Source organism: Candidatus Dependentiae bacterium, from assembly GCA_020431705.1.
Lineage (GTDB): Bacteria > Babelota > Babeliae > Babelales > Vermiphilaceae > JAGQHQ01.
Genome location: JAGQHQ010000002.1, coordinates 15,409 through 27,753 on the forward strand (window position 1 = coordinate 15,409; position 12,345 = coordinate 27,753).

Sequence of the window (12,345 nt, forward strand, 5' to 3'; positions counted from 1 at the left end):
TTAATACTACTAAATACTATTATTTGATACACTGCAAGAGTAGTGTAGCATAACGAGAGGCGGGTTATGAAAAAAATTTTTTTTGGGGTGTTTGTTTGCATTCTTTAATTTTAATTGTGGATATAAAATCTTCTCATAGCAATACCACTTAACCAACCAAGCCCAGCATACGTAACCCATAAATTGCTCAAGCCATAACTAATGAGTGGCAGCGGGATACCAACAATTGGTAGCAGACCAGTAACCATACATAAATTAATAAGTGCTGAGAGCATAATTGGAATAATAATGCCAAGTGCCACAAGCTGTACAAAGTGGTCTTTAATATGAGCGATCATTATCAGTAGGCGAAAGAATAAAAACATATATAAACATAGAACAAAAAGAGCACCAATAAAGCCGCTTTCTTCTGCAATTACGGAGAAAATAAAATCAGTTCTGCTTTCAGGCAAAAAGCGTAACTTGTTTTGTGTACCTTTAAGAAACCCTTTGCCAAATAATCCGCCAGAACCAATAGCGATTTTTGACTGCTCAAGGTGGTATCGTTCTTTATTTTCATCGCCGTAGCCAACAAAAACAAGTATACGTCTTTTTTGGTAAGGTTTTAAAAAATGCCAAGAAATAGGGGCGGTAAGTAAAACAAGAATAAAACTGTAGGTAAAAAATTTTTTGTTGATTCCAGCACACCACAGAGTAATTAATCCACAAAAAAGAAGGACGAGTGCAGTGCCCAAATCTGGTTGCTTTACAATTAAAAGGAAGCTAAAACCAAGTATGAGTAAGATAGGAATAAAAGTGTTAAACGAAAACTGTGCAGTGTTATCTTTACGTTCATAAAGATAGTAAGTAACAAAGGCGGGGAAAAAGAGCTTGGCTAGTTCTGAAGGCTGTAGTCTAAAAAATGCTAAATCAACCCAACGCTGAGCACCCATACCCATTTTTCCTTTAACGATAGTGAAAATAAGCAGGCTGATAACACCAAGATAAATATAATATCCCCATTTCATAAGACGGCGATAATCAAGAATGCTAAATAAAAAATAAATAACAAATCCAGAAGCAACACCGAATATTTGTTTTTTGAAAAATATAGAGTATGGTTGATCAGCTTTATATGTAGCGCTGAAAATAAAAAGTAGACCGATGGCAGAAAGGCTAAAGGTGAGTAAAAACGTAATCCAGTCAAAATGTTTTAGGTAGCGGTGTTGTTTAACTATCATGTGTGTAGTGTTACAAAAAGTTGTTGTAGTCACAAGAAAAAATCAGTCCAACTTACATACAGCTTTTATTTCTGCAATTAGTTGTTTAATTTTTTTTTCAGAAAAACCAAACTGTTTAAACATATTTTTATGTTGTGCTGCATCACGGCACAGAACAAAGCCTGCGTTTAAAAATTCTTGTTTTTGTTTTTTTGTAAGTGACGTAAGCGCAGTGATTGGGTGAAGCCCGAGTTGATCTATCATTGCGGGTAAATTTCCTGTTGACGGGTATGTCCAACTAATTAATCGTAAACCGACACACTCTCCATATTTTTCTGCAACACTTGTGAATTTGGTATTAGTTATTACCCAGCCTTGATGATAGTCGTGATTTATGGTACTGTCCCTTTTTTCACTTTCTTTCCATGCATTGTGTATATCATCAAATCGTGCTTTATTGTAGAGTGTAACTTTAACATCGGACTTCATATTCTGTCGGTTATGAAATTTACATTCAATTAAATAATGTTTGTTTTCTTTGCGTGCAATAATATCTATTTCGTACCAAATACATTTACCGTTAACTTGTTTGTTAATCTCCGTTGTGTAGCCTTGTGATTTGAGCAATTGTGCAATAAATTGTTCAAAAGGAAATCCAGCAGGCCCAAACTGTATTAATGCTTGTTTTAAATTATATCGTGCAGCAATCGGGCGAGCTTCTTTGTGTAGCATTTTGGTAACAAATTCATGTACTTGTTGTGTGGTTTCCGGGCGTATTTTTTTTATTTCTTTAATAATGTAATTAATCAAATGTGGTTTAGCGCCGGCCCGATGCAACGAGCGTTTAAACTTTTTCAAACTAAACCGTTCTTTTTTTCCCGATGACTTAGTGATATAAAATGGCATGATCGTTATTTTTACATGATAGTTTTTTGTATATAAATAGCATCAACATAACAAAACCATAGGTATATAAAGTAGCTTGCACAACGCCACTAAAAACGTTTTCACCTGTTACTTGTATGTATGGCATAAATGGTTCAAGTGAACGCATATGTAGTAAACTCGCAGTTAGTTTATATGTATACTCGGGTAAAAAAACAATGATTGCAGCGTAAATAATATACACAATACCCGTAGCAATCGATGCAGAAAGCGTGATTTGGTGAGCAAAAAAGTTTTTTGTTTTTTTCATACGGACTCCTTTTTTGGCAGTTTACACTATTACTAGTGCTCTAACATATTGACCGAGTTGTATGCAATACGTAATACTTAACTATTATTAAATGATATTATTTTTGCTGTGAGGGATAAATCAAATGAATCAACTGAATATTATTAGACGAGTTGCACTTGGATTGGGCATTATGGTTGTACTACCATTTGCATTTCATTGGGGATTCAAGGTTATATATCCGTTGCCGAACCAGCCATCAGACTATCATCAAAAACCAAAAGATAAAGAAAGATATAAGTGGCAAGAGCGCAAGAACGCGTGGGAACAAAAAGTTGACGATCGTGAAAAAACATATTTTTATTCAGCGCTTGCAGCAGGTATGTTAATGATTCTTTTAGGAGCATTTGGTCCCCCGGCGCTTATCGGTGAGGGTTTTATTTTAGGTGGCGTTTTTATATTAACAATGGGCTATCTAATATATTGGCATAAGATAAGTGATTTGTTTATTTTTATATCTTTGCTTGCAGCACTTGCGCTTATGGTAGCAGTAGGGTATGTGCTTTTTGGAAAAAAATCATAATACGGGTAATATTTTTTCTCGTTTATTTTCTGGAATTAACCCATGTTCATCAAAAATAATTCCAAAATGGTGATTTTCTAGATTATGTTGTTTCATGACGTTATATAACACTCTGTAATGTGCCAAATAAAATGTTGCGCGTGCATGTTCTATTGTATTCCATGTGTAGTTACCGATTTCTTGTGTTGATTTAAACAGCTCCCATATTTCTCTGCTTGCAGTTGTATTTAAATCATCTGCTTGAATAAATGATTCTTGTGCGAGTTTACCAAGATATGAAGTGACAAAGTCTAAAATTCCACGTGATGATAGCTTGTCTGATCGGGTCATTTGCTGGAATATATTGCCCAGGTGATATTGAATATCAGTTAATGCGCTGGTGATAATGCTGCGTGCATTATGCCGTAAGTTCTCAATAGCAAGTGTTGCAATTGTATCGGAAAGCAATTCACCATGTATAACATGGTTAACGGCATGGTTATATGAACGAGCTGACTCTCTATGTTCGATATATTGTTGCCAAAAATGATAGCTGTAATGTTTTTCTTCTTTTGTATACGGTTCATTGTGTAACTTTGTTGATGGATCACGGCGTGTGCGTAGTATATTTAACCATCCTTTCCACAGACCTTCTAATGCTTTAAGTGCAATTGGCTGTATATCAAGCGTTGCTTGCGAGCGCTTGTATGAAAAATAGAGTAAGTTGAGTATTAATTGCAAATGTGCAGAAGAAACTTTGAGCTGATCATTTTGATTTATAATGTATGATGATACCCACATGTCTGCGTCATCGTCATATGTTGTTGCAGCGAGGGCTGAGCAAAGGAGTAGGCCGATTAAAAAATACTTTTTCATACAATTTCCTTATGGCAACAAGTTATAGATTGTCAACAAGATATCGCAATGAAAAGTTCATTGTGAAGACAATAGAGAAATTACTTATAAAGATGATGATAGTTAGTTAAAACGTGCAAAGTAGGAAGAAGAGCCAAATAAACAAAAACTGGTCGGGGTGGCCAGACTCGAACTGACAACCCCTCGCTCCCAAAGCGAGTGCGCTACCAATTGCGCCACACCCCGAACTTAATTTTATGCAAAAAAGGTACCTTTTTTTAGGTAGTCTGGCAAGTTTTTTTTAAACTAATTCCATAACTAGATTGCCAAAAACGGCTTTAGCATTAACTTCTAATAAGGGATGCGAGCCATTACCGGTAAAAATATAGCGCTTTTTACCCCAGTTAAGGACTGATTCATCTGGCAATTGTAGTCCGCCCAAGAAAGATTCTGCATGAATTTTGGTGGGTGTTTGCGCAGAAAGTTTTACTACACATAAGCCAAACAATACGTTAATATCAACTTGAGTATATTTTTTTATTGGTACTATAGACAAGTCAATAACACCATTGCCAAATAATACATTATACGATCGATATGGTTGATGAATACGTACTGTTTCCTGTTTAAACATGATATAACGAGTTTGCTTACTTGAATATGAGCCAATACCAGTAATCAGTGTGATGCCGGCGTACATAAATAATGCACCAATTGCAACACGAACCACTGGTATAGTAATACCAAAAATTGTTTTTATTATGAGCAATAAACCTAAAATAATTAGGCTTATTCCCCACATCATACTATTAATCATAATACTTTTTAAATTTGTTATGATGCCAGCCAAATATCATTTTTAAACCGAAATATAGGAAGATACCGCCAATGGCAATATCAACTGGAAATGACGTTCCCAAGAGCGTGCGAGAAATAATTGATGCGCCAATAAAAAAGAGCATTATTCCCCAGAAAAAACGTGGACGGTTATTATTGTACTGTTTATAAAAATAGTACCGGTTTTTTTCGTAAAAATTCATAATTTTTGACGAGCTATTTTAGTGGGGTGAATGGTGGGGATCGAACCCACGACCACCAGAACCACAACCTGGTGCTCTACCAACTGAGCTACATTCACCATACATTTTTTGTTAGCCTTACAACGCAATAGACTCTTTTGAGTCTCTCAGTATACGATCTCTGCTAAAAAATGCAAAGTAAAAATTGAGCATTATTTCATACTCAAGTGGAAAAATATAGGGTTTCAGTATAGAAATATTTTACCCAAATAGTATTCAGTGGTAAGTTATATGCTATAAAAAATACCGTTTTTTACTTTGGTATAAAGCTTTTTTATGTTATGCTAATCAAAACAAAAACCATATTATTTTAGTGTATCATGACCAAAAAAAGAAATAATGCACGTAATGATCGCATGGGTCGCCAAAGGGGCGATAGAATTACAGTTGTTGGTGCGCGTGAGCATAATCTCAAAAACATCGATGTCAGCATTCCAAAAAATACATTAACGGTGATAACTGGTCCCTCAGGATCAGGTAAAAGTTCTTTGGCACTCGATATTTTGTATGCTGAGGGCAAAAGAAGGTATATGGAATCATTATCTTCATATGCACGTCAATTTTTGGGTATTGCTAAAAAGCCGGATGTGGATCGTATTGATGGCTTATGTCCGTCCATTGCGATTGAACAAAAAACGGTTGGTTCAAATCCACGTTCTACTGTTGGTACAATTACAGAGATATATGATTATCTTCGTGTTCTTTTTGCACGAATTGGTAAAATTCATTGTCCAGAATGCCATGCACCAATTGCGGTACAATCTTCAGAAAAAATTACACAATTACTGTGTAAAGAATTTGAAAATCAAACCGTTATGATTACTGCTCCAATTGTACAAGAACGTAAAGGCGAGTTTGTAAATGAGTTAATTAAATTATTTCATACCGGTTATTACCGTTTTGTGGTTGATGGCCAGCGGTACAAATTTAAATCTGAAGATGAAATCAAACAGCTAAAACTGAAAAAGACATTTAAACATACGATTGATGTATTAATTGATGCAGTAATGGTTGCATCTGGCGAGCGAGCACGAGTAAATGAAGCAGTTGAAACTGCTTTCAAATTGGCTGGTAACACATGCAAAGTAATCGCTGATTATAGTGAGCAATTGTTTTCTTCAGATAAAATGTGTTTAAAATGTGCACGTTCAATTCCTGAACTTGAACCACGTCATTTTTCATTTAACTCTCCAATTGGTGCATGTACAGAGTGTAGCGGCCTTGGTATCATTCATGAGTGGCCATGGGGTCAGGGTGATGAACAATCGTGGAAAGAAAAATATCCAGATTTTTTTGGTGATAAATATGCAATAAAAAAAACGTGTTTTATGTGTTATGGTACACGGTTGAATGATGTTGCACGAGCAGTTACCATTGGTGACAAAAATATTTGTGAGTTAGCAGCACTCTCAATAAAAGATTTATATTCTTTTTTTTTTCAGCTGTATCTGAGTGATGTTGAACAAGAAATTGTGAATACATTGCTTATAGAAACAAAAGGACGAATACAGTTTCTTATTGATGTTGGATTGTCTTATTTGTCGTTAAATCGCTCAGCTTGTACACTTTCTGGCGGTGAAGGGCAACGCATAAGACTTGCAACGCAAATTGGGTCAGCGCTGAGTGGTGTATTATATATTTTGGATGAGCCAAGTATTGGGTTGCACCAGCGTGATAATGATAAATTAATTGCAACATTAAAAGCATTGCGAGATCAAGGTAATACGGTTGTTGTGGTTGAGCATGATACTGATACTATAGAACAATCAGATTATGTAATTGATATGGGGCCTGCTTCTGGTATTCATGGTGGGCAAGTAACTGCTGTTGGTTCGCCACAAGCGTTATTTAAAAATAAACATTCGTTGACGGGTGCATATTTGAGTGGCAGGCGCGCGATTGGTGTTCCTGAAGTTGTAAGAAAACCAAAAAATTTTATGACCTTGCACCATGCAAATAAGCATAATTTACAGGATTTAACGGTAGCATTTCCACTTGGTGTATTGTGCGGAATTTCTGGTGTGTCTGGTTCAGGAAAAAGTACACTTATTATGGGTGAATTAGTACCAGCTATTGAGAGAGAATTTTTAAGTAAAAAAAGAATGAATACAGTCAGTGAATATACTGATGTACAGGGTGCAGATTTATTGCGGCACTTAGTAGTGATTGATCAAGCGCCAATTGGTAGAACAACGCGTTCAAATCCTGCAACCTATTTGGGGGTCTTTGATTACATCAGGAAGTTATTTGCTTCATTGCCAGAAAGTAATGCTCGTGGCTATAAAGTGGGGAGATTCAGTTTTAATATTGCTGATGGTAGATGTTTTGATTGTAATGGCGATGGTGTCATCAAGGTTAATATGCAATTTTTGCCAGAAGTTATGATGACTTGCAAAGCGTGTAATGGCTTACGGTATAATACAGAGACGTTGCAGATTACATATAAAAATAAAAATATTGCTCACATTCTTGAAATGACAGCACAAGAAGCCGTAATTTTTTTTGAAGCACACACAACAATTGTAAAGCGATTAAAATTATTGTGTGATGTTGGATTAGGGTATTTAAAATTAGGGCAATCATCAACAACATTATCTGGTGGGGAAGCACAGAGAATCAAGTTAGTGGATGAGTTGGCAAAGCGCGGTTCGCATACTTTATATATTTTAGATGAGCCAACTACTGGTTTACATAATGTTGATATTGAAAAATTATTGTTAGTTTTAAACAAACTTGTTGATAAAGGTAATTCAATGATTATTATTGAACATAATCTTGATGTGCTTAAAGTGGTTGATTATCTTATCGACCTTGGCCCTGAGGGGGGCGATGGTGGCGGTACTATTGTTGCCAAAGGTACACCGCGGCACGTTTCTAAAAATGGAAGTAGTCATACGGGGCGTTATTTGAAAAAAATGTTTAATAAATAATGAATAATATAAGAATGCTTGGTTTTTATTTAGCTATCAATTTTTATTATTGTGTAATGCGCGGAGGATTACAAATATGCAATTAGTGGACTTTTTTAAAACATTAGTGATGTTTTGTTTCACATGTGTTTCATTCATTACGAATGCAGGTTATTTTTCTCAGGTACGTGATTTTGTCAAAGAACATCCAAAAGCGACGATTGCTGTTGGTGCTGGGGTTGCAGCAGTAGCACTATGGTATACAAAAATTTATTATTCAAAAACTGAAGAAGAAAGGAGGCAGTGGAAAGATAATAAATTGTATTGTGGCTATCGTCAATTAAGTGACGTAAAGAAAAATAAGTACATCAATAATCTAGATCAGTTTAAATTAGTGATGGGCATAAGCGAAAATGATTTTGTGAATCTAAATGAAGAGGATAAGAAAAAGTTTATTGATAAGGATCAGAAAGTGTTTATACCGCATGTTTGGGTTACAAAGCCTTTGTGGCGGACATTATATTTTTCTCGGAAAAAAGTATTATCCCCTTGTAATAGTAATAAAAAATATCCATACGGTGACTTTAGGGTTGATGCATTTGGCAAACATTATCAAAGAGAATATTCTTGCGGTGTTTGTGGCGGTTTAACATTTAATATTATTGAAAAAGGAAATAAAAATAACACAAGTAGTGTTGACATAATTTCGCTCATTTCAAAACCTAAGTATAATGGTGCATTTGTTCAAGTTGCTTCCCGATTTAATTGCTTGGAGGGCAAGGGTCGTGGTGTGAGTCATTATACTGATAGTCGTCAAGGGTTTGCGCAGGGAGAGTCAGTTGCAACAGCAACGTTACCGGCTTCTATTTATCGCTATTATTTTTTGTCTAGTAAAAAAATTAATGATTCTGGAATAAACTTACTTCAATCTGTAATAGACAAGAAAGATATGAAGTATGGATTGCCAACTACAGACTGTTATACATCTATTGCTAATTATGATTGGGGCAAGCAGAGTGATAATGAGGAAGATAAAGAGTGGTGGCGAAGTATTAGGATAGGTTTGCATACTGAAGTTACTCCTATTTTAACAGATATTTCTCCTAAAGGACCAGCAAATGTTGAAGCCAGAATCACTAATAATCATGGGCAACAAGTAACACTTGTGCTTACCTCAGCGCTTAATCTATCCAATTCTAGAATAGGGCATATAGCAAATTTAAACAAAGCTAAAGGGAAAAAGAAGGAGAAGATAAACACAAAGGAAAACCTTGAGACCTTTGCCAAAGGATGTTTGATGGCTTCATATCATTATACGTTATCTGCAGCTAGTCAACGAGTAAAGGAGACTTCTTCTCGTCAAAAAGTACTTTTAACGATGATGGGCGGCGGTGTTTTTGAGAATAAAACACAATGGATTGTTGATGCAATACAAAAAAGTCTTGAAGCACATAGAAACAATTCAATTGATGTAATCCTCATATTGTATACTACGCCGGAGCAAGATATAATGAATCAATTGTATGGCTTACAAGATCAATACAAAAATATATATTAAATGCGGTGGAATAAACTTATTTATTGTTATGTAATTCGCATGGAGATCGCACATATGCAATCCATAGATTTTTTTAACAAGTTAGTGATGTTTTGTCTTATTTGTGTTTCGTGTACTACGAATACTGGGTATCTTTCTCAGTTACGTGATTTTGTAAAAGAATATCCCAGAGAGACGATTTTTGTTAGTGTTGGTATTGTAGGAGTAACATGGTATGCAAACTATTATGCAAAAAAAGTCAAAAAAGCAGCACAGATAAGAGAGAATGAGAGGTATGAGAAGCTTCGGGGATCAGAGTATGATGATAAAGATAAAAAGACTAAAAATCTAGATCAGTTTAAATTAGTTATGGGTATCAATGAGAGCAATTTTGCTAATCTAAGCGACGATGATAGGAAAAGGTTTATTGATGCGAATAATAAAACATTTAAACCACATGTTTGGGAATATAAAAGCAATAGAGTAAAGTCGCGATGGTGGGAGTTTTGGAAAAAGGAATCTATTATTGAGCAAAACATACTTGTTCCTTGTTATAGCAAAGCAACATATCCATATGGTACTTTTGCAGTTTTTAATTTATTAGAGACAAATAAAAAAGATGCTGATTTTGAAGAAGACTCTGATACCGAAGAAGATGTTGAAAATAATAGCAAAAATGGTTTAATTTTTAATATTGTTACAAGAACAAGGGATGAAGATGGTAATAAGTACGAAGATCTTGTTAATATAACTTCGCTACTTTCACAATCTGAGTATAATGGTGCATTTGTTCAAGTTGCTTCCCGATTCAATTGTTTGGAGGGAATGGGTCGTGGTGTGAGTCATTATACTAATAGTTCTGAAGGGTTTGTTCAGGGAGAGTCGGTTGCAACAGCAACGTTACCAGCTTCTATTTATCGTTATCATTTTTGTGATGAAGTTAACTTACTTAGTGATATTAAGATTAATTCACAAGAGATACCAATGTATTATGGATTGCCAACTTACGACGGTTATACATCCATTGCTAATTGTGATTGGAGCAAGCAGAGTAATGATGAGAAAGGTGGAGAGTGGTGGCGAAATATTATGGTGGGTTTGCATACTGAAGTTACTCCTATTTTAACAGATATTTCTCCTAGAGGACCAGCAAATGTTGAAGCCAGAATCACTAATAATCATGGGCAACAAGTAACACTTGTGCTTACCTCAGCGCTTAATCTATCCGATTTGAGAATAGGGCATATAGTAAATTCAAATAAAGCTGAAGAGGAAGAAAAGAAAATAAACAAAAAGGAAAACCTTGAGACCTTTGCCAAAGGATGTTTGATGGCTTCATATCATTATACGTTATCTGCAGCTAGTCAACGAGTAAAGGATACTTCTTCTCGTCAAAAAGTACTTTTAACGATGATGGGCGGCGGTGTTTTTGAGAATAAAACACAATGGATTGTTGATGCAATACAAAAAAGTCTTGAAGCACATAAAAACAGTCCAATTGATGTAACCCTTATATTATACTTTGAACCTCGTCATAATCCAAATTATCTTACTCGTTTAAAATCTTTTGTATCTGCTTATAATGGCTCATATAGTGTTAATGGAGAGGTAGTTTGTATATCGTCGGAGAAAAAAGATGATAGTCGTGTGGCATACAAAGATAATTAGACTGCAATGTTTCACATTGTAATTTTTGGCTCGCGAAACATTTTCAAATAGAATTCAAAATTTGAGTTTTATTTTATATTTTACTATATTTAAGAGTAAATGGGGTCTAAGTCTAGAAAACAATAAATGGAGAATGTGTGCCATGAATAAAAATTTTATTTTTACTTTAGTAATTTTTTTGTTGTTACCTTTTAGTGGTATTGCATCAGATTCTGTAATAGTAGGTGATGTAGTATCAACAGTTTCGGCTCAGCCAGTTGTGGTAGAAAAAAATATTGATGATACTGTACCAAAGGCCGAGGGGATTTTGGGTGAAATAGTACCTATTGAGCGCATAACGCAAGAGCGAATTGATATAAATAGAAAAAAAATCGATAGACTGTTATTTAGAAATAAGTGTTGGCGATATGGTTTGCGCGGTGCAACAGTGACTACTATTGGAGGTGCAATAACCTATCTTATATGGCGGTGTTATAGCGTTCAACATATTGATGTTACTGATACGCAAAAACTATCAGAGCTTTTTCAGCAATATGTACCAGAAAGCACGCAAGATGTTTTTGACAATAAACAAATTACACAAGTACTTTTTAAGTTAAAAGATATTTCTATTGCAATGAGTAAAAAAATTACTCAGTTAAAGGTGCAGATAGCAACTTTAAATGTTTGTTTATCAAAATTGACACCCACATCTGGTCTATTGGATTGGACAAAATATATTGGCGGAAAAATACGTGATGGTTTAGTTGCATCAGTTGGTTTAATTGGTATTAGCCGAGCTAATGATTATATACAAAAAATATTTGCTAATCGCGACTTAAAATGGTTTATCGAAGCAAAAACGACGCTTGAAGAGACATTACAAGAGTTGCAACATGCAGCTCAACAATTACATACAGGAGATATTTCTGAGTATCAACGTGAATTTTATATGGCAATGTTGCCACGCTCATGTAACAGATTGGTTGATCAGCTTGAGGATATTATTGCTTTTATGGAGTATGGTAACTATCAGCTTCCAAAAGAGGTGGTAACTGCTCATGGTTTGAGTATGATGTCGTGCTACTTGTTTAGTTGTGTTAACGATCGTTGCCATGAAATAGAAGCACTATTGAAGCATATGCAAGAAAATTCCACTGATACTGATGCTCCGCAAAAAATTGAGCTATCTATAGCACAACTGAAAACAGAAATTATCAATACTATTGAGCGTTATAAAGCTGCGTTTATAATTGTTACAAAAGAGAATAAAGGGTGAATGCTAGTGCAACAAATAGCTTAATATTTTTTATCAATATTTTTTTCTTCGTTATTGAGCGATATTTTCTTTTTTGTTTTTTTTAAAATTTACCATATTGTTCT

The 12,345-nt window shown here is 35.0% G+C and carries 11 protein-coding genes and 2 tRNA genes; 5 read left to right on the forward strand and 8 right to left on the reverse strand.

Features of this window, described 5'->3' with window-relative positions; translation table 11 throughout:
* Positions 1 to 110 precede the first annotated feature (110 nt).
* The 3 genes from rodA to KC460_00685 are packed head-to-tail and all read right to left on the reverse strand — an operon-like array spanning position 111 to position 2,394.
* A complete protein-coding gene (gene rodA / locus KC460_00675) occupies positions 111 to 1,220 on the reverse strand; it encodes a rod shape-determining protein RodA (protein MCA9769868.1) in 1,110 nt (369 codons plus the stop codon).
* 42 nt (positions 1,221 to 1,262) lie between these two features.
* On the reverse strand, positions 1,263 to 2,105 hold the full coding sequence (locus tag KC460_00680; protein MCA9769869.1) for a restriction endonuclease: 843 nt from the start codon (positions 2,103 to 2,105) through the stop codon (positions 1,263 to 1,265).
* Complete coding sequence (locus KC460_00685) at positions 2,086 to 2,394, reverse strand: hypothetical protein (protein MCA9769870.1); 309 nt, start codon at positions 2,392 to 2,394, stop codon at positions 2,086 to 2,088. Before KC460_00685 ends, KC460_00680 begins: the two co-directional genes overlap by 20 nt.
* A 124-nt stretch (positions 2,395 to 2,518) precedes the next feature.
* Between KC460_00685 and KC460_00690 the strand changes: the two genes are divergently transcribed.
* The gene (locus tag KC460_00690; GenBank protein ID MCA9769871.1) at positions 2,519 to 2,956 is read left to right on the forward strand and encodes a hypothetical protein; all 438 of its coding nucleotides are present in this window, start codon (positions 2,519 to 2,521) and stop codon (positions 2,954 to 2,956) included.
* On the opposite strand, the gene KC460_00695 is transcribed toward KC460_00690, so the two are convergent.
* From KC460_00695 to KC460_00715, 5 genes are all read right to left on the reverse strand, one after another.
* Positions 2,951 to 3,811, reverse strand: coding sequence for a hypothetical protein (locus tag KC460_00695; GenBank protein ID MCA9769872.1), 861 nt, complete (start codon positions 3,809 to 3,811; stop codon positions 2,951 to 2,953). The two genes, KC460_00690 and KC460_00695, sit on opposite strands and share 6 nt — an antisense overlap.
* Before the next feature lie 149 nt (positions 3,812 to 3,960).
* Positions 3,961 to 4,036 (reverse strand) — tRNA-Pro (locus tag KC460_00700).
* A gap of 55 nt (positions 4,037 to 4,091) precedes the next feature.
* Positions 4,092 to 4,595, reverse strand: coding sequence for a hypothetical protein (locus tag KC460_00705; GenBank protein MCA9769873.1), 504 nt, complete (start codon positions 4,593 to 4,595; stop codon positions 4,092 to 4,094).
* A gap of 4 nt (positions 4,596 to 4,599) precedes the next feature.
* Positions 4,600 to 4,830 (reverse strand): hypothetical protein, encoded by a 231-nt coding sequence (locus KC460_00710; protein MCA9769874.1) that lies wholly within the window; start codon positions 4,828 to 4,830, stop codon positions 4,600 to 4,602.
* A 22-nt stretch (positions 4,831 to 4,852) separates the two neighbouring features.
* Positions 4,853 to 4,928 (reverse strand) — tRNA-His (locus tag KC460_00715).
* Positions 4,929 to 5,225: 297 nt separating this feature from the next.
* Between KC460_00715 and uvrA the strand changes: the two genes are divergently transcribed.
* The 4 genes from uvrA (at position 5,226) to KC460_00735 (ending at position 12,241) form a co-directional block, all read left to right on the forward strand.
* A complete protein-coding gene (uvrA, locus tag KC460_00720; protein ID MCA9769875.1) occupies positions 5,226 to 7,799 on the forward strand; it encodes an excinuclease ABC subunit UvrA in 2,574 nt (857 codons plus the stop codon).
* A 76-nt stretch (positions 7,800 to 7,875) separates the two neighbouring features.
* On the forward strand, positions 7,876 to 9,336 hold the full coding sequence (locus KC460_00725; GenBank protein ID MCA9769876.1) for a hypothetical protein: 1,461 nt from the start codon (positions 7,876 to 7,878) through the stop codon (positions 9,334 to 9,336).
* Between the two features lie 54 nt (positions 9,337 to 9,390).
* A complete protein-coding gene (locus KC460_00730) occupies positions 9,391 to 10,983 on the forward strand; it encodes a hypothetical protein (GenBank protein ID MCA9769877.1) in 1,593 nt (530 codons plus the stop codon).
* Between the two features lie 142 nt (positions 10,984 to 11,125).
* The gene (locus KC460_00735) at positions 11,126 to 12,241 is read left to right on the forward strand and encodes a hypothetical protein (protein MCA9769878.1); all 1,116 of its coding nucleotides are present in this window, start codon (positions 11,126 to 11,128) and stop codon (positions 12,239 to 12,241) included.
* Positions 12,242 to 12,345: the final 104 nt, after the last annotated feature.